This window comes from Pontimicrobium sp. SW4, from assembly GCF_039954625.1.
GTDB lineage: Bacteria > Bacteroidota > Bacteroidia > Flavobacteriales > Flavobacteriaceae > Pontimicrobium.
Genome location: NZ_CP157199.1, coordinates 1582105 through 1600713, shown reverse-complemented (window position 1 = coordinate 1600713; position 18609 = coordinate 1582105). Strand labels below are relative to the sequence as shown.

Below are 18609 nucleotides of genomic sequence, written 5' to 3'. Positions count from 1 at the left end.
CCCATCGAATTATTGGAAAACGAGTTTGCAAAAGTGATGTCTGAAAGGACAAACGAGGAATTAATTAAGATTGTAATGGTAGAGAGAGAAAGGTATAACCCGACTGCAATCGAAGCTGCCGAATCTGAAATTGAAAAGCGGAAAATAGACACAAACGAGTTTGAAAAAATAAAAGAACAAGCAATTGTCGAGAAAGAACAAAAACAAAAAGTTGACTCAAATGTAGTTGGATCGGGAATTAGATTTTTGAATTTAATAATTGACTCAATTGTTTGGTATATATTAATTGTTCTCGTTTTTTTTATTGTTGGTTTATTGTTTCCAACTTATATCATAAACAACAACTTTACTGTTGTAATAATTAATTTGATTTTAATATTTGGGGCTTTTTTTGTTTATCATTCAATTATGGAAATCAAGTTTCAAAAAACTCTTGGAAAATTTGTAACAAAGACTAAAGTTGTTAAAATAAATGGAGAGAAGCCGACTAATGAAGATATAGTTACTCGGACTTTTTGTAGACTAATTCCATTTGACCGAATTTCATTTTTGTTTGTTAAGAACGGAATTCACGATTTTTTATCGAAGACTAAAGTTGTAAAAGATACAGCGGAATAAAAAAAACTATTACCAACAAAGAACTGAGTTAAAAAACAAGCAATTTTAACCAAATTTAGTTATTTGTTTGTTAGCTTTCGGAAAACTCTCGCACACAAAGATGCAACTTTCCATATTTATAACCGTTAAACAAATCTACTTCACCGCTATCATACTAATTTCTACATTCACATTTTTTGGTAAACAAGCTACTTGTACAGTTTCGCGAGCAGGTGCAGTCGCTTCATTAAAATATGACCCATACACAGCATTAATAGCTCCAAAGTCGTTCATGTCGCTAATAAAAATTGAGGTTTTTACAACATTTTCAAAGGTCATTCCAGCAGCTGCTAATACTTCTTTCATGTTTTCCATAACTTGTTTGGTTTCATCGGTAATATTGTCTAAAACTAACTCGTTAGTTTCTGGGTTAAACGCTATTTGTCCAGATGTAAAAAGTGTATTTCCACTTAAAACTGCTTGATTGTATGGTCCTATTGGTGCAGGGGCTTTGCTAGTAGTAATAATTTGTTTCATTGAAAATTGATTTTCATTTCCGTGAAAACGGAAATCTGTTAATATTATTTTATAAATCTCTATCGCGTTGTCTTCGCTTTTCGTATTTAATATCTTGTAAGATACTAGACTTAATACCTATAAAGAAATTCCATTGTTTATTGGCGCTAAATGGAATCCAAGAAAAATTCATTCGCCAACTTTCTAAATCACGCTCAAAACGTAATTGCGTATAAGTAATACCTTTATTTTTTAAATCGTAACCAGAAGACGCTCCTAGCGTCCAACGCGGAGAAATCTCTATATCTCCAGAGAACATCAACGAGTGCGACGCAATTTCGTTTTGTCTACGTGTGTTACTGTAATTTATAGCGTAAGCCAACCGAATGTTCCAAGGAATTTTATATCTATAAAGGTCGCTTGGTTTTTGAGCTTCGGAGTCATCCTCATTATTATTAAATGATTTATCGGCAAAATCTTGAGGTTTTCCAAATAAATCATCATCACGTCCACCACTACGCAACGATTCCTGTTGAGATCTACTATTGCTTGTATTGTCATCTTTTTCAGAATCATTACTAGAAAATGAATAACCAGTAGTTAAATTGGCGCTTGTTAGCCTAAATAGACTTCCGCCATTATTTATATTGAATTCATCAATTTTAATATTGTTACTATCAAGTGCATAAGGATCTAATGTGGCACCAAAATTCACGGTCATATCTTTAAGCAATTTGAAGCCACCATTAACTCTAACAGGGCTCCATTTTAACGAATCACCAGCAAGATTGTATGAGGTAGAGAAGTTTAAGTTATTAATAAGTGTAATTTTTTTAGGCTCTACAACAGTACTATCTCTATCTCGTATTTTTGCTTCAAAATTGTTACTAACAGAAATACCTATAGCACTGGAATAGTTATTGGTTGGACTTCCAAAAATTGATTGTTCAAAACGGGTATAATCAGCTTCAGTGGAGGTAAGTCCATCTGCACTTATCACTTCGTAAGTATCATAATATTGGTCAAAAGCTGGAGAAATATTATAGCTAATAGATGGTCTCATAACATGCCTAATAGCTTGAATTTTTTTATCCTCTCCAAATTCAAACATACCATAAAGCGTCGTGCCTATGCTGGCACTAAAATTATATGTTCTAAAAGAGTCAAATCCATTCTTTTCGGTAATTACTGTTTTTTGTGTCGCTTGGTTGAAAGATTTTTCTATCGTATTAAGCGTCCAAGTTTCTTGAAAATTAGCCGAAGCGCTTAAGCTTAAATAATTAAATACTTTAAAGTTGGTACTTATTGGAATACTATGTTGCATACCTACTTTGGCATCTTCAAACATTTCTTTTTTAAAGAATAACGAATCGGTAGTTTGAATTCTGTTTTCGGCTCTAGTATTATATTGCAAGTTTATATTTTGAATAATCCCTTTTTTCGCACCAATCCTAGGAGCAAAAGGGAATACACGACCAATACTTCCTTGAAATGTAGGAAGCGTCATATTAATGGTTTGAGTATTTGTATTTTGCGAATGATTGGCAGTAAGGCTAACATTTACTTGAGGTTCACCTTGAAATGTTTTGGAATATGATACAGATGATGATAAGGTATTATTTAAATAATTTGAAGCATTTAATTGATTGATAGATTGTTGATAATAGCGACTACTACCAAGGTTTACAGAAGCCGAAAATCTAGAGCTTGGATTTGCTTTCCCATCTTGACTATGTGACCAACGTAAGTTATAAATAGCACTTTTTGAGTAGTCTGGAAAACCTCGCTCACTACTAATTAAGTTTTCATACCTAAAACTTAGGTTGCCTCTAAATTTATAGCGTACAGCATAGTTGCTCTCTATACGCATACCATAACTACCATTGGTATAATAATCTCCTAATAAAGCCAAATCAAAATAATCGCTTACAGCAAAATAGTAACCACCATTTTGCACAAAATAACCACGACTATTTTGTTCTCCAAACGATGGAAAAATCACACCTGACGTTCGTTTTTGAGTTAGAGGGAAATAAGCAAAAGGTAAGCCAATAGGTGTTGGCACATCTGCTATAAACATATTTGTTAAGCCAGTTACCACTTTTTTGCCAGGAACTATTTTCGCTTTTCGCATTAAAAAATAGTATTCTGGATTTTCAAGATCTTTTGAGGTTGTAAATTTTCCACGATCTATAAAATAGACAGAGTCATTTTCTTTTTTCGTAGTTTCAGCAATTATATAACCTCCACTTTGCTCAGTTCTGGAATTAAATATTAAAGCTTTTTGAGTATCAAAATTAAAACGGATAGAATCAGGCTCAACAACATCACTACCTTGCTTAAAAATAGGAGCTTGAGTGTAATTGCCTAATGAATCTTTTAATCTACCTGCATACACTTCATTTTTTTCATAGTCAATTACAATGATACCTGCGGTAATTTCCATATCCTCATAATTAATCTGGGCATTATCATATAAGGTGATTTTTTGATCTTTTCTAGTAATAGATGTATAACCAGACGCACTGTATTTTACAATATCTTTTAAAAGTTTGGGCTTATTTGGGATACTGTCTAATTTAATAGTATCGTTTACTAGAATGTTAGATTCTGCATTTCTAGTTTTTAAACTGTCTATTTTTATAGGAATAGTATCTCTTGCTACAATAGGTTTTATTTTTTCCTTTTTTGGAGGAATATCTTGAGCGTAGCTAAAAGTGTTTATAAGCACTGTAAAACTTAAAGCAAAAAGTATTTGAAAGATGTTTGTTCGCAACGCTTTTAGATGTATTTTTGTAAAAGTATGGCTCGGTTTTTGAATTGCCAAATGTACATATATTTTTTTGTGAATATTTTAATAACTAAAAAAATATAGAATTTAAAATAAACCTAGTTTTAATGCCGTTTTAGACTTTATATGAAAACGAATCTGAAATACCTTTTAGTATCTTTTTTCTTTATATTTTCCTCCTATGCGTTTCCTCAAAAATCAACCGATAAATTTGTGGTTGTACTTGATGCTGGACATGGAGGCAAAGACCCTGGTAGACCTACAAAGTTTGATACCGAAAAGAATGTAGCTTTAAGTGTTGTGTTGAAAATAGGTAAAGAACTTGAAAAGCATAAAAACATAGAAGTTATTTATACTCGAAAAACTGATGTTTTTGTTGAGTTAAGAGAACGAGCAGCAATAGCGAATAGGGCTGATGCCGATTTATTTGTTTCAGTGCATTGTAACGCTCATAATACTCAGGCTTATGGAACTGAGACTTATGTGCTCAGCGTTGGTAATACTGATAGAAATATAGAAATTGCTAAAGCAGAAAACGAAGTAATATTTTTAGAAGATAATTACGAAAAACATTACGAAGGTTACGACCCAAACTCACCAGAGTCTATTATTGGCTTGACATTATTACAAGAAGACTATGTAGAGCAAAGTATTTTATTGGCTAGCATGGTAGAGAAAAATTTCAAAAATAAATTAAACAGAAAGAGTAGAGGTGTTAAGCAAATTCCTCTTTGGGTTATGCATAATACGTACATGCCAAGTGTTTTAATCGAAACTGGATTTCTAACCAATAAGCATGAAGGAAAATATTTAAGTTCAAAAAAGGGACAGCAAGAAATTTCGAAATCGATTTATGAGTCAATTTTGATGTATATAGAAACCGTAAACGAAAACAATGGTTTTGAAATTATAGCTAATACCGATAATGATAATACAACTATTAATTCTAGTATTACATTCAAAGTTCAAATAGCAGCTGGAGCTAGAAAGTTAGAAACAAAGCCTTATAATTTTAATGGTTTAAGAGGTATAACCTCTGAAAGTATTGGTAATGGATATAAATACTTTTATGGTGAAACTTCTAATTATGAAGACATAAAAAGACACAAACAAGAAGCTTTAGAAAAAGGATATACTAGCTGTTTTATTGTGGCTTATAAAAATGGTGTACGTATAGATGTTAATGAGGCTTTAAAAACTATTTCAAATTAAGGCTTTATTTAAATTAATTGCTAATTTTGTGTTTAACAAAAAAAAATCATATTGAAGATCACTAGAGAAGTAAAAACAGCAGTCTTAGTCATCAGTGGGTTGTTACTAATTATATATCTATTTAACTATTTAAAAGGTGAAAACCTCTTAGATTCTTCCCGTACATTTTACGCAGTTTATGATAATGTTGAAGGTTTAGCGACATCAGCACCTGTGACTATTAGCGGTAATGTTGTTGGAAAAGTTCAAGAAATTGTATTTACAGAAGATGGTTCAGGAAAGCTTCAGTTAAAGCTTATGGTTGATAATGATTTTCAATTTTCTAAGAATAGTAAAGCAGAAATCTATGAGACTGGCCTTATTGGAGGTAAAGCAATAGCTATTGTACTTGCAAACGATGGGTCGGAAACTGCAGTTGATGGCGATTTTCTTCAAGGCACAATTAAAGCAGGTTTAACAGAATTGGTAAATCAAAAGCTAACGCCATTGCAAGGAAAAATTGAAAATGTCATGGTAAGTGCCGATTCACTTTTAAAGAATATTAATGATGTGTTTGATGAAAAAACGAAAACGAACTTAAAGAGTAGTGTTTCTAGTTTAAACGAAACAATACTATCTTTTAAAAACACATCTAAATCAATCAATAGTTTAATTGCAGATAATAAAGGAAAACTAGACAGTACTATTACTAGTTTTGAAAGTACTTCGGCAAATTTAGCATCAATAACCGATGACATGGCTAAAGCAAATCTAGGACAAACTATTACGGAATTGCAAACAACTATTAATAGCTTTAAAAACATATTGTCAAGTATCGAAAAGGGTGAAGGCTCTATGGGTAAACTATTAAAAGAAGATGCTTTATATAATAATATTGAGGGAGCTACCAAAGAGCTAGAAGAGTTATTGAAAGATATAAAGTTACATCCAAAACGTTATTTTAGAATCCTATCTAAAAAGGAAATTCCATATAAGGAGAATTAATACATTTTATAAATCCAACCAACTATGAATTATTTACCAAACATACTTTTTGCAATTGCATTGGTTATTGGTATAGGTTATTTTGTTAGAAACGTTCAAAAACTCATTCGTAATATTAAACTAGGAAAAGATGTTGATGTTAGCGATAATAAATCGCAGCGTTTAAGAAACATGGTAAATATTGCGCTCGGACAGAGTAAAATGGCACGTCGTCCAATAGCTGGTTTTTTGCATATAATTGTATATGTTGGGTTTGTTATTATCAATATTGAAGTACTGGAAATAATAATTGATGGCCTATTTGGCACACACCGTATTTTTTCTGGAATTGGTAGCCTATATGGTGTTTTAATTGGAAGTTTTGAAATTCTAGCAGTATTGGTTTTAGTATCTGTAATAGTGTTTTGGTTAAGAAGAAATATTATAAAACTAAAGCGCTTTTGGAATAGTGAAATGACTAGTTGGCCAAAGAATGATGCTAATTACATTTTGTATTTTGAAATGGTGTTGATGTCTTTGTTTTTGATTATGAATGCAACTGACACTTCATTTCAAGCAATGGACTCAGGAAACATTATAAGTCAATATATTGCTCCGTGGTTTAGCGGATTTTCTGAAAACAGCTTACACTTAGTTGAAAGGACCGCATGGTGGATTCATATATTAGGTATACTAGTATTTTTAAACTACTTATATTTTTCTAAACACTTGCATATATTGTTAGCATTCCCTAACACCTATTATGCAAGTACAAAGCCTAAGGGACAATTAGATAATTTAGAATCTGTGACTAAGGAAGTGATGCTCATGATGGATCCAAATGCAGATCCTTTTGCAGCGCCTGAAGACACAGAAACCGATGATGTCCCAGAAAAATTTGGAGCAAGAGATGTCACTGATTTAAACTGGACGCAATTACTAAGCGCATATACATGCACCGAATGTGGGCGTTGTACCTCATCTTGCCCTGCGAATTTGACAGGAAAAAAATTATCTCCTCGTAAAATCATGATGGATACAAGGGATAGATTGGAAGAAGTTGGTAAAAACATAGATGCTAATAAAGGCGAGTTTAAGGATGATGGAAAGCAATTATTAGGCGATTATATCACTAAAGAAGAACTTTGGGCATGTACCACTTGTAACGCATGTGTTGAAGAGTGTCCTATAAGTATTAGTCCTTTATCTATTATCATGGATATGAGACGTTATTTGGTGATGGAAGAATCTGCAGCACCTGTCGAATTAAATAATATGATGACCAATATTGAAAACAATGGTGCGCCATGGCCTTATAATCAAATGGATAGGCTAAATTGGAAGGACGAATAAATTAAATTTGAAATGAATCTCAAAGTACTAACAATGGCCGAATGTATGGCTGAAGGCAGACAACCCGAAATATTATTTTGGGTAGGTTCAGCTGGAAGTTATGATGATCGTGCTAAAAAAATCACAAAAGCATTTGTAAAATTGTTAAATGCAGCAAATATTGATTTTGCAGTGTTGGGTACTGAAGAAAGTTGCACTGGAGATGCTGCAAAACGTGCTGGAAACGAATTTTTATTTCAGATGCAAGCAGTAACTAACATAGAAGTACTAAATGCCTACGAGGTAAAAAAAATAGTGACTGCTTGTCCGCATTCTTTTAATACGTTAAAAAATGAATATCCTTCTCTTGGTGGTAATTACGAGGTACTACATCATACACAGTATTTACAGCAACTAATTCAGGAAGGAAAATTAAAAATAACTAATAATACCTTCAAAGGAAAACGAATCACATTTCACGACCCTTGTTATTTAGGAAGAGCGAACGAAGTTTATGAAGCACCAAGAGAGCTTTTAAAAGAACTTGGAGTTGATTTAGTTGAAATGAAACGTCATAAGCGTACAGCGCTTTGTTGCGGAGCTGGAGGTGCACAAATGTTTAAAGAACCTGAAAAAGGTGATAAGGATGTAAATGTATTACGCACTGAAGATGCTTTACAAACAAATCCAGACATTATCGCTACTGGTTGTCCTTATTGTAACACTATGATGACAGATGGTGTTAAGTTTAAAGAAAAAGAAGCTGATATACAAGTGTTGGATGTTGCTGAGTTGTTGGCTAATAATCAAGAATTATAAAAATTTAAATGCTAGTAGATTTTAATACATTACCAGAAACCGCTAGAGTTTGGATCTACCAAGCCAATCGTTCATTTACCGAACAAGAAATAGAGGAAATAAGTTCCAAATTAGATATGTTTATTGAAAACTGGACTGCGCATGGAAGCGATTTGTATTCTGGTTATGAAATTAAATATAAGCGCTTTATAGTTGTTGGTTTAAATCAAAACTTGAATAGTGCGACTGGTTGTTCTATAGATGCTTCTGTACATTTTATTCAACAGTTAGAAAAAGAATACAATGTCGATTTAATGGACAAAATGAATGTGTCCTATAAACAAGGTGAGTATATTGCTTATAAGCCTTTGACAGACTTTCGAAAAATGGCTAAAGACAAAGCGGTATCCAAAAACACAATTGTATTTAACAATTTAGTAGCCAATAAAGCAGAATACCTTGAAAATTGGGAAGTCCCTGCTAGTGAAAGCTGGCACAATAGATTTCTTAATTAGATAACTCCTTACCAAGGTTTTTAATTTTTAAATAGTATGGCAAACGAGATTATCTTATTAAACATATCTGGACAGGATAAACCGGGTTTAACATCAGAGTTAACATCAATTTTGGCCGCATATGATGCTAAAATATTAGATATTGGTCAAGCAAATATTCATAATACATTATCTCTAGGTATTTTATTTGAAGTACAATCTGGTAAAAAATCAGGAGCTGTGTTAAAAGATTTGCTTTTTAAATCGTATGAACTTGATATTCAGGCTAAATTCACACCTATTTCACTTAAAAATTATGAGAATTGGGTAAACCTTCAAGGTAAGGATAGGTATATTGTTACAATTCTTGGAGAAAAATTTGGAGCAAAACAGATATCTGAAGTGACTAAGGTAATCTCAGAAAAGAAGTTAAACATTGATTCTATAAAAAGACTTACGGGACGTTTATCGCTAGTGAAAAATGATGAGTACCCAAGAGCATGCATACAACTATCTATTCGTGGTGAAATAAATAATAAAGCAGAGATCACTGAAAGGTTTATGAAGATTTCTCATGATTTAGATGTAGATATTGCATTTCAAGAAGACAATATTTATCGCCGCAATAGACGACTAGTTTGTTTTGATATGGATTCCACACTTATTCAAGCAGAAGTTATAGACCTGTTAGCGGAATTAGCTGGTGTTGGAGATGAGGTTAAAAAAATTACCGAATCTGCTATGAATGGTGAGATAGATTTTAAAGAAAGTTTTAAAAAACGTATGCAACTTTTAAAGGGGCTAAGCGAAGAAGTATTGCATAACGTTGCTGTTAATTTACCAATTACTAAAGGAGCACGAAGACTTATTGATACTCTAAAAAATTACGGTTACAAAACGGCCATTCTATCTGGGGGATTTACATATTTTGGAAAATACTTACAGAAAGAATTAGGGATAGATTATGTCTACGCCAATCAACTAGAAATAAAGGATGGTATGTTAACTGGTGGCTATTTAGGTGAAATAGTGGATGGAAATAAAAAGGCGGAATATCTTAGAGAAATTGCTATTAAAGAAGGGATAGATATTGGACAAACAATAGCTGTTGGTGATGGTGCTAATGATTTAGCTATGCTCAATATTGCAGGCTTAGGCATTGCTTTTCATGCTAAGCCGAAAGTAAAGGATAATGCTCAAAGTTCTATTTCAAGTATTGGTTTAGACGGCGTATTGTATTTATTAGGTTATCATGATAGGCATATTGATCTAATCGCCCGCTAACAAAATAAATAAAATGCTATTGTTATTATCTTGGTTATAAAACTATCTTAAAGTTTTTTATTCTTCGTTGTAAAAATGCTATTTTGGCATAGTTTTTCGTTTTCCATGTAACAATGGATAAATTAATTAATCCCAAACTATGCGAAATATAACTTTACTATTACTTTTTTCGTGTGTATTTGCTTCAGCACAAAGCAATCACCCTTTAGCTACAAAAGATTATGAAGCTCAACAAAAATGGGTGGACAGCGTTTATAACTCAATGACTTTAAAAGAAAGAATTGGACAATTATACATGGTTCAAATTTTCTCTAGTCAAGATGAAAAAACGAAACAAACACTTATTAAGCAGCTTAAAGAATATCATCTTGGAGGAATTATCTATTCTAAAGGTGGACCAGTAAGGCAAGCAAAACTCAATAATGAGTTGCAGGCTATGTCTAAAATCCCTTTACTAATTGGTATGGATGCTGAATGGGGATTAAATATGCGACTAGATTCTACTTACGCCTTTCCCTATAATATGGCTCTTGGAGCAATACGGGATAATGAGTTAGTTGAAAAAGTAGGGAAGCATATAGGAGAGCATTGTAAACGATTAGGAGTACATTTTAATTTTGCACCAGTTGTAGATATTAATACCAATCCAAAAAATCCTATTATTGGAAATCGTTCATTTGGTGAAAATCGTGATAATGTCACTAATAAATCTCTAGCTCTAATGAAAGGAATGCAGGAAGCTGGTACATTGGCGTCTGCAAAACACTTTCCTGGACATGGTGATACTGAACTAGATTCACATCATACGCTACCAACAATTAGTTTTAATGAGCAAAGAATAGATTCAGTAGAGTTATATCCTTACAAAGAACTTATTAGCAAAGGACTCTCTAGTGTTATGGTTGCACATTTAAACGTACCAAGTTTAGAGCCAAGAGATGGTTATCCTTCGTCATTATCAAAACATATTGTAACAGATATTTTAAAAGAAAGATTAGGTTTTGAAGGTTTAATTTTTACCGATGCACTTACAATGAAAGCTGCTTCAAATTTTAGTAACCCTGGCGAAATAGATTTGGGAGCTTTTAAAGCAGGAAATGATGTCATGCTAATGTCTGCAAACATTTCTCAAGGTATTGATAAAATTTTAGAGGCTTATAACAATAAAGATATTACAGAAGAACGTTTAGCGCATTCAGTAAAAAAAATATTAATGGCAAAATATAAAGTAGGCCTTAATAATTATAAACCTATTGGAACTGCTAATTTGGTTGAAGATCTTAATCGCTTGAAAGACGACGTGTTAAATGAAAAATTGATAGAAGATGCGCTAACAGTTATAAAGAATAATGGCGATTTATTGCCTTTACGAAAACTAGAAAATAAGTCAATAGCTTATGTGAAATTTGGAGATGACAATGGAACAGAATTTTTAAAAGAACTAAAAAAATATGCAAAAGTTCATGAAATATCTGCAACTAATTTAGACGATCTTATTTCTAAACTCAATAACTATAATACTGTAATTATTGGCTTTCATAAATCTAATAAAAGTCCATGGGAAAGTTATAAATTCTCTAACCAAGAATTAGTTTGGTTGTACGAAATAGCAAGAACTAACACAACTATTTTAACTGTATTTGCAAAGCCTTATACGTTATTAGACTTAAAAACCAACGAAAATTTAGAAAGTATTCTAGTTGCATACCAAAATAGTGATGTTGCACAACAAAAAGCTGCGCAACTAATATTTGGAGCTATTCCTGCAAAAGGTGTTTTACCAGTTACTTCTGGTGATGAATTTAAAGTTGGAGATGGGATTCATTTTCCATCATTGAGTAGGTTGGGCTATGGCTTACCAGAAAGCGTAGGTATGAACTCTCATAGACTTGCAAAATTAGATTCTGTTGCTCAATTTGCAGTAGACTCAATAATGACTCCTGGATTACAACTATTAGTTGCCAGAAAAGGAAAAGTTGTTTATAATAAAAACTTTGGAAAACATACTTATCAGGGAAAGCAAAAAGTTAGATTTTCCGATATTTATGATATCGCTTCGTTAACCAAAATTGTTGCTACCTTACCATTAATAATGGAATTGGAAGAAAAAGGAATCATCTCTTTAGATAGTAAATTATCAGACCTATTACCAGAATTTAAAGGAACTAATAAGGAAGATGTAACTATAAAAAAAATGCTATCTCATTATGCACAATTAAAACCTTGGATTCCTTTTTATGTAAATACATTAGACTCAATAACAAAAAAACCAGATGCGAAATATTATAGAAGAAAATCAAGTAAAGGTTTTGATATTGAGGTTGCAAACAAATTATTTTTAAGATCTGATTATCAGGATTCTATACAGGAAACTATAAAAGAGAGCGATATGTTAGAACGACTAAGATATCGTTATAGTGATTTACCGTATTATATTCTAAAGAAATTTATTGAGAAACATTACGACCAACCTTTGGATGAATTGGTTCAACAGCATTTTTACAAATCATTAGGTGCAAATTATACAACTTATAAACCTAGGGAAAGATTTAGTAAAACTCAGATTGTACCAAGTGAAATAGACGATTATTATAGATTTCAAGAAGTGCATGGATATGTACATGATATGGGTGCTGCAATGCAAAATGGAGTAGGTGGTCATGCAGGAGTGTTTAGTAATGCAAATGATATTGCAAAAATTATGCAAATGTATTTGCAAAAGGGCTATTATGGTGGACAAAGATATTTTAAAACGGAAACTTTAGATAGATTTAATGAATGCTATTACTGCGAAAGTGATAACAGAAGAGGTGTAGGTTTTGATAAACCACAACTAGATGAAGATGGTCCAACATGTGGCTGTGTGTCTATGACTAGTTTTGGTCATTCAGGATTTACAGGAACCTATGCTTGGGCTGATCCAGAAGAAGAAATTGTGTATGTGTTTATGGCAAATAGAACCTACCCAACATCTTTAAATGGAAATAAATTATTAAAAGAAAATATTAGAACAGAAATACAACGATTGATTTACGAAGCTATTGAAGAATAAAAAAATGATTATAGGTATAGTTTGCTATCCAACGTTTGGAGGAAGTGGCGTTGTGGCAACTGAGTTAGGGTTAGAATTATCCAAACGCGGACATGAAGTGCATTTTATAACATATAGTCAACCAGTTAGATTAGATTTGTTGAGCCATAATGTACATTTTCATGAAGTAAATGTTCCCGAATACCCTTTGTTTCATTACCAGCCTTATGAGTTGGCACTTTCAAGTAAATTAGTCGATACTGTAAAGCTACATAATATAGATGTGTTGCATGTACATTATGCCATTCCGCATGCTTATGCTGCGTATATGGCAAAAAAAATGCTGCATGAAGAAGGTATAGAATTACCAATAGTAACAACACTTCATGGAACAGATATTACATTGGTTGGAAGTCATCCATTTTATAAAACAGCAGTTGAATTTAGTATCAATAAATCTGATGCAGTAACATCTGTTTCGCAAAGTCTAAAGGACGATACATTGCGTTTATTTAATATTAAAAACGATATACAAGTTGTGCCAAATTTTATTGATTTAGAAAGGCATGTAAATCAGTTTACAGACTGTCAAAGAGCTATGCTTGCTAATGAGAATGAAAAGGTAGTAACACATATCAGTAATTTTAGAGAGGTTAAGCGCATAGGCGATGTAATTCATATTTTTAATAATATTCAAAAAGAAATACCTGCGACATTAATGATGGTTGGAGAAGGACCAGAAAAAGAGCCAGCAGAAAGACTTTGTGAAGAATTGGGAATTGAAAATAAGGTGAAGTTTTTAGGGAATAGTAGCGAAATAGATAAAATTTTGTGCTTTAGCGATTTGTTTTTGCTTCCTTCCCAAACTGAAAGTTTTGGACTAGCTGCTTTAGAAGCCATGGCATCAGGTGTTCCTGTTATATCAAGTAATACAGGAGGAATACCAGAAGTGAATAAACATGGTGTATCTGGGTATTTAAGTAATGTAGGTGATATTGACGATATGACTAAAAATGCTTTGCAAATACTTAAAGATGATACAGTTTTAGAGAAGTTTAAAGAAAACGCAAAAAAAGAAGCTTTACAATTTGATCTTCATGCTATTGTCCCTAACTATGAAGAAATTTATAGATTAGCATTAACACGATGTGTATCAATTTAAATCTCAAATAACCTTTGTTAAAACATTATTAGTCTGGCAGAGGTTCACATTGAAAGCCTCTAGCTTTAATCAAAGTTTTAATATCGTTTTCATTTAACGCTTCTGTAGCTTTCACTTTTAGCACTTTGTCAACATCTTCTATATCGATTGACCAATTAATAATACTAGACTGAAATTTAAAAAGAGATTTTACAGCCTTTATGTTTTTTTTAGTTTCTATATCTGTTCTAAAAATCAATAGTTTCATTATAACTTCTTATTATATTGATTCTTCATTAGAAGAATCTTCTAAATTATTATATTGTCGTTCTACATATTGTTTATAAAGTTCATCACCTTCTTCTTTCCAAAATTTATCATAATGTTTCCATTTTGAAAAACTTGTTTTAGAATCGGTTTTACTATCTGATTTTGAATTTTTTGATGAATCGCAGTTGCCACTACTACCACTACCACAGCTACCAGTAAGGATTTTAAATAATATAAATAATCCAACACCTTGCCAATATGTTATTGTAGTTAATCCAAATAATTCAGGCATTAACCAGTTCCATAGCCACATTATTACAAAACCAAAAAGGATGGCTAATCCAGTTATACCAATAACTGCTAGTATGATTAACCCAGCAATTTCTCCAGGGGATCTCCCTCTTAACTTGTGATTGAAAAAATTTGTCATCTCTCTCTTTTTTAATTAATATTTTTTAATTCTATTTTTTTATAAAGTATGCCAATAGCTCTATGTCTTCTTGACATTAAAGTACCTTTTGGTATTCCAGTTTCTAACGATAGTTCTTTATAACTATACCCTTCAAAGTCAATAGCTATAATAATATCTCTGTATTCTGGTTTGAGATTTATAATAGCCTTTTTCAAGACATTATCCATTTCTTCGGAATATGGATTATCTGGTGAATCATATACCATTTCCGCAAATTCTTGAAGCTTAGCCTCGGCATTATCTTCATAACTAACATTATGTTTATTAGACCGCATAATATCAATAATTTTATTTTTTATCGAGTTATACACAAAGCCTGCTACATTGTTTATAGGCGAATATCTATCGGCTCCAGCAAACAGTTTTAAAGCCACATCTTGAATTATATCTTCGGCATCACGACTAGCCGTTGCTTTTATTCTTGAGTTGACATAAACTTTAAGTGATTGGTATTCTTCACCAAAAAAGTCTTTAAGTTTTTTATTGTTTTCTGATTTCTGAGTCATTTAAAAGCCTTTTAAACAAGTCTTCAATTATAAAGACGAAACTTTTTAAATCTATTGCATTTATTTTTATTAAAATAAAAAAGACCACTTAAATAAGTGGTCTTTAGTAAAATAAAATATTTCAATGTAGTTAGAATTGATAACGCAATCCTAATGCAATATCAAAATCTAGGTCGTCATTAATATCTCCAAAACCAAGTTCAGGTCTAAAGTCTAATGAAATTAATAGTGGAATATCAAAATTATATTCAATACCAATATTACCAGCTACCAATAAAGAGGTGCTACTATCATCAACTCCTGGAGCTACATTATCTAAGCTGTATGAAGCAAAACCACCACCAGCTCCAGCGTACCAGTTAAAGTTTCCATCAAGAGGCATTACCCATTGGTACAACCCAACTGCTCTCAATGCACTGTAATTATTGCCATCTCTCCAGCCTAAACCAAACTCTAATCTGTTTGTGTCGCTTAAACCAAGTTGATATGAAATTTCAGCTCCAAAGCCATCACTATCACCTAATCGTAATCCAATTGCATGATCTGAGATATCCTGTGCTTGAGCAGTAAGTGCAAACCCTAATAAGGTCATTGATAATAAAAATAATTTTCTCATAAGTTTTAAGTTTTTGTAAATGTAATTATTTTGATAAAAAATTATAAATCTATAACGCTAATATTGTGCCAATATTGAAATTTCGAGTATAATATCGCAATATTTAGAGCTAATATTTAAAATCCATTTTTGTTTCTCTAATAATACAATTACATTAGCAAAACTAACTAATAAGAATATACAATTAATGGCTGGAAATTCTTTCGGTAATTTATTTAAACTTACAACCTTTGGCGAATCTCATGGAATTGCTATTGGAGGCATAATAGATGGTTGTCCTGCAGGACTTCAATTAGATTTTGATGCAATTCAGCAAGAAATGGATAGACGTAAACCTGGACAGTCTGAAATTGTAACACAACGCAAAGAACCTGACACAGTTGAATTTTTGTCAGGTATTTTTGAAGGACAAACTACAGGAACTCCAATAGGTTTTATTATTAAAAATGCTAATCAGAAATCTAAAGATTACTCACATATAAAAGATGTGTATAGGCCAAGTCATGCCGATTATACTTACGACCAAAAATATGGCGTAAGAGATTATAGAGGAGGAGGGCGAAGCTCAGCAAGAGAAACAGCTTGTAGAGTTGTTGCTGGAGCAATTGCTAAACAATTACTAAAGGATGTAAAGATTCATGCGTTTACATCGTCAGTTGGAAAAATAAACATTAATCAACCTTATCAAGATTTAGATTTCTCGAAAATTGAAGCAAATGCTGTACGTTGCCCAGATGAAACTATTGCAGAAAAAATGATAGCACGCATTAAAGAAATTAGAAAAGAAGGCGATACTATTGGAGGTACAGTTACTTGTGTATTGCAAAATGTTCCAATAGGTTTAGGAGAGCCTGTTTTTGATAGACTACATGCCGAATTAGGAAAAGCTATGTTGTCTATAAATGCTGTTAAAGGCTTTGAGTATGGTAGCGGATTTTGCGGTGTTGAAATGAAAGGTAGCGAGCATAATGATAGCTTTAATGTAGATGGAAGCACTAAAACGAATCTTTCGGGAGGCATCCAAGGTGGTATTAGTAATGGTGAAGATATTTATTTTAGAGTCGCTTTTAAGCCAGTAGCTACCATTATGCAAAAACAGGAAACTATTGATGCGCAAGGGAATACTTTAGAAATGCAAGGTAAAGGGCGTCACGACCCTTGTGTGGTACCAAGAGCTGTGCCTATTGTTGAGGCAATGGCTGCCTTGGTGTTAGCAGATTACTATTTATTGAATAAGATTACTAAACTATAAAATTATGAAGAAACTCGCATTACATTGGCAAATTCTAATTGGAATGCTATTAGGACTAATCTTTGGCTTTATCATGTTGCAAATTGATGGTGGTAAAGCTTTTACTGATGATTGGATAAAACCTTTTGGAACTATTTTTGTAAAGTTATTGAAGCTAATCGCAATACCTTTAATACTAGCATCTTTAATAAAAGGAATTTCCGATTTAAAGGATATTTCAAAATTTAAAAGTATTGGTATTAGAACAATCATAACGTATGTAATTACTACAGTTATTGCTATATCTATAGGTCTATTAATAGTAAATGTTTTACAGCCAGGTAATGGTGTGTCTGAAGAAACAATTTCAAAATTAACTAGTACATATTCAGAAAACAGTAGTGTTCAGGAAAAAATTAGTGAAGCTTCTAAACAAGTTGAAAGTGGGCCATTACAGTTTATTGAAGATATGGTTCCAGATAATGCAATAAAAGCCATGAGTGAGAATAGCCTGATGCTTCAAGTTATTTTCTTTTCTATATTCTTAGGAATCTCTATGCTATTAATTGGAGAGAAAAAAGCTGAGCCTTTAAAAAACTTTTTTGATTCGCTTAATGATGTTGTTCTAAAAATGGTAGACCTAATTATGCTTACTGCACCATATGCTGTATTTGCGCTGTTAGCAAGTGTTGTAGTATCTTCCGACGATCCAGATATATTAGTAGCATTAGCACAATATGCTGGAGTTGTATTACTAGGGTTAGTACTAATGATAGCTTTTTATACAGTTATTGTGGCAACAGTTACAAAAAAGAATCCGTTTTGGTTTTTAAAAGAGATTAGTCCAGCACAATTGTTGGCATTTTCAACCAGCAGTAGTGCAGCGACACTTCCTGTAACTATGGAACGTGTTGAAGAGCATATAGGAGTAGACAAGGAAGTTTCAAGTTTTGTTCTTCCAGTTGGAGCAACTATTAATATGGATGGAACTAGCCTATATCAAGCAGTTGCCGCAGTATTTATATTTCAAGCACTAGGATTAGACCTTACATTTGGAGATCAAATAACAATTGTTTTAACAGCTTTACTAGCATCAATTGGTAGTGCAGCAGTTCCAGGCGCAGGTATGGTAATGTTGGTTATTGTTTTAGAGTCTGTTGGACTTCCTCCTGAACTTTTACCAATTGGTTTAGCTTTGATTTTTGCAGTAGATAGACCTTTAGATATGTGTAGAACTGTTGTAAATGTTACTGGTGATGCAATGGTATCAATGGTGGTAGCCAAATCAGTTGGAAAACTTGGTGAGCCAAAAATTAAAAATTGGGATGACCATTATGAAGAAGTAAAATAAACAG

The 18609-nt window shown here is 32.4% G+C and carries 17 protein-coding genes; 11 read left to right on the top strand and 6 right to left on the bottom strand.

All coding sequences use genetic code 11. The features are described 5' to 3' along the window. Positions 1-12 precede the first annotated feature (12 nt). Positions 13-618: an RDD family protein gene (locus ABGB03_RS07545; protein WP_347926208.1), complete on the top strand. Its 606-nt coding sequence runs from the start codon at positions 13-15 to the stop codon at positions 616-618. A gap of 135 nt (positions 619-753) precedes the next feature. Here the strand turns inward: ABGB03_RS07545 and ABGB03_RS07540 are convergent, their stop codons facing one another. Next, positions 754-1134, bottom strand: a complete 381-nt coding sequence (locus ABGB03_RS07540; protein WP_347926207.1) for a RidA family protein — start codon at positions 1132-1134, stop codon at positions 754-756. Between the two features lie 49 nt (positions 1135-1183). Further along, positions 1184-3940: a putative LPS assembly protein LptD gene (locus tag ABGB03_RS07535; protein WP_347926205.1), complete on the bottom strand. Its 2757-nt coding sequence runs from the start codon at positions 3938-3940 to the stop codon at positions 1184-1186. 90 nt (positions 3941-4030) lie between these two features. Between ABGB03_RS07535 and ABGB03_RS07530 the strand changes: the two genes are divergently transcribed. From ABGB03_RS07530 to bshA, 8 genes are all read left to right on the top strand, one after another. Continuing rightward, complete coding sequence (locus ABGB03_RS07530) at positions 4031-5116, top strand: N-acetylmuramoyl-L-alanine amidase (protein WP_347926203.1); 1086 nt, start codon at positions 4031-4033, stop codon at positions 5114-5116. A 51-nt stretch (positions 5117-5167) separates the two neighbouring features. Next, entirely contained in the window at positions 5168-6100 is a 933-nt protein-coding gene (locus tag ABGB03_RS07525; protein WP_347926201.1) for an MlaD family protein, read from the top strand. 24 nt (positions 6101-6124) lie between these two features. Next, positions 6125-7432 (top strand): (Fe-S)-binding protein, encoded by a 1308-nt coding sequence (locus ABGB03_RS07520; protein WP_347926199.1) that lies wholly within the window; start codon positions 6125-6127, stop codon positions 7430-7432. Positions 7433-7444: 12 nt separating this feature from the next. Further along, positions 7445-8230, top strand: a complete 786-nt coding sequence (locus tag ABGB03_RS07515) for a (Fe-S)-binding protein (protein WP_347926197.1) — start codon at positions 7445-7447, stop codon at positions 8228-8230. A gap of 8 nt (positions 8231-8238) precedes the next feature. Next, complete coding sequence (locus ABGB03_RS07510; protein WP_347926195.1) at positions 8239-8724, top strand: ABC transporter ATPase; 486 nt, start codon at positions 8239-8241, stop codon at positions 8722-8724. Positions 8725-8760: 36 nt separating this feature from the next. After that, complete coding sequence (gene serB, locus ABGB03_RS07505; protein WP_347926193.1) at positions 8761-9987, top strand: phosphoserine phosphatase SerB; 1227 nt, start codon at positions 8761-8763, stop codon at positions 9985-9987. A 139-nt stretch (positions 9988-10126) separates the two neighbouring features. Beyond that, entirely contained in the window at positions 10127-13039 is a 2913-nt protein-coding gene (locus ABGB03_RS07500) for a glycoside hydrolase family 3 N-terminal domain-containing protein (RefSeq protein ID WP_347926190.1), read from the top strand. A gap of 4 nt (positions 13040-13043) precedes the next feature. After that, positions 13044-14180 carry an N-acetyl-alpha-D-glucosaminyl L-malate synthase BshA gene (bshA, locus tag ABGB03_RS07495; protein WP_347926189.1) on the top strand — a complete coding sequence of 379 codons (1137 nt, stop codon included), beginning with the start codon at positions 13044-13046 and terminating at the stop codon, positions 14178-14180. Between the two features lie 28 nt (positions 14181-14208). On the opposite strand, the gene ABGB03_RS07490 is transcribed toward bshA, so the two are convergent. The 4 genes from ABGB03_RS07490 to ABGB03_RS07475 all read right to left on the bottom strand — a co-directional run bounded on the left by ABGB03_RS07490 (position 14209) and on the right by ABGB03_RS07475 (position 16023). Then, positions 14209-14427: a hypothetical protein gene (locus ABGB03_RS07490; protein WP_347926187.1), complete on the bottom strand. Its 219-nt coding sequence runs from the start codon at positions 14425-14427 to the stop codon at positions 14209-14211. A gap of 12 nt (positions 14428-14439) precedes the next feature. Beyond that, complete coding sequence (locus ABGB03_RS07485; protein WP_347926185.1) at positions 14440-14859, bottom strand: hypothetical protein; 420 nt, start codon at positions 14857-14859, stop codon at positions 14440-14442. Between the two features lie 11 nt (positions 14860-14870). Further along, positions 14871-15407 carry an RNA polymerase sigma factor gene (locus tag ABGB03_RS07480; RefSeq protein ID WP_347926184.1) on the bottom strand — a complete coding sequence of 179 codons (537 nt, stop codon included), beginning with the start codon at positions 15405-15407 and terminating at the stop codon, positions 14871-14873. A 130-nt stretch (positions 15408-15537) separates the two neighbouring features. Continuing rightward, positions 15538-16023: a hypothetical protein gene (locus ABGB03_RS07475; protein WP_347926182.1), complete on the bottom strand. Its 486-nt coding sequence runs from the start codon at positions 16021-16023 to the stop codon at positions 15538-15540. 187 nt (positions 16024-16210) lie between these two features. Between ABGB03_RS07475 and aroC the strand changes: the two genes are divergently transcribed. After that, complete coding sequence (aroC, locus tag ABGB03_RS07470; RefSeq protein ID WP_347926180.1) at positions 16211-17275, top strand: chorismate synthase; 1065 nt, start codon at positions 16211-16213, stop codon at positions 17273-17275. 4 nt (positions 17276-17279) lie between these two features. Beyond that, positions 17280-18605 (top strand): dicarboxylate/amino acid:cation symporter, encoded by a 1326-nt coding sequence (locus ABGB03_RS07465; protein WP_347926179.1) that lies wholly within the window; start codon positions 17280-17282, stop codon positions 18603-18605. Positions 18606-18609 lie beyond the last annotated feature (4 nt).

Coding starts and splice junctions, on each gene's coding strand:
- ABGB03_RS07515 (WP_347926197.1), top strand. CDS start 7,445: ATGAATCTCAAAGTACTAACAATGGCCGAATGTATGGCTGAAGGCAGA.
- serB (WP_347926193.1), top strand. CDS start 8,761: ATGGCAAACGAGATTATCTTATTAAACATATCTGGACAGGATAAACCG.
- ABGB03_RS07475 (WP_347926182.1), bottom strand. CDS start 16,023: ATGAGAAAATTATTTTTATTATCAATGACCTTATTAGGGTTTGCACTT.
- ABGB03_RS07490 (WP_347926187.1), bottom strand. CDS start 14,427: ATGAAACTATTGATTTTTAGAACAGATATAGAAACTAAAAAAAACATA.
- ABGB03_RS07520 (WP_347926199.1), top strand. CDS start 6,125: ATGAATTATTTACCAAACATACTTTTTGCAATTGCATTGGTTATTGGT.
- aroC (WP_347926180.1), top strand. CDS start 16,211: ATGGCTGGAAATTCTTTCGGTAATTTATTTAAACTTACAACCTTTGGC.
- ABGB03_RS07480 (WP_347926184.1), bottom strand. CDS start 15,407: ATGACTCAGAAATCAGAAAACAATAAAAAACTTAAAGACTTTTTTGGT.
- ABGB03_RS07530 (WP_347926203.1), top strand. CDS start 4,031: ATGAAAACGAATCTGAAATACCTTTTAGTATCTTTTTTCTTTATATTT.
- bshA (WP_347926189.1), top strand. CDS start 13,044: ATGATTATAGGTATAGTTTGCTATCCAACGTTTGGAGGAAGTGGCGTT.
- ABGB03_RS07500 (WP_347926190.1), top strand. CDS start 10,127: ATGCGAAATATAACTTTACTATTACTTTTTTCGTGTGTATTTGCTTCA.
- ABGB03_RS07465 (WP_347926179.1), top strand. CDS start 17,280: ATGAAGAAACTCGCATTACATTGGCAAATTCTAATTGGAATGCTATTA.
- ABGB03_RS07540 (WP_347926207.1), bottom strand. CDS start 1,134: ATGAAACAAATTATTACTACTAGCAAAGCCCCTGCACCAATAGGACCA.
- ABGB03_RS07485 (WP_347926185.1), bottom strand. CDS start 14,859: ATGACAAATTTTTTCAATCACAAGTTAAGAGGGAGATCCCCTGGAGAA.
- ABGB03_RS07510 (WP_347926195.1), top strand. CDS start 8,239: ATGCTAGTAGATTTTAATACATTACCAGAAACCGCTAGAGTTTGGATC.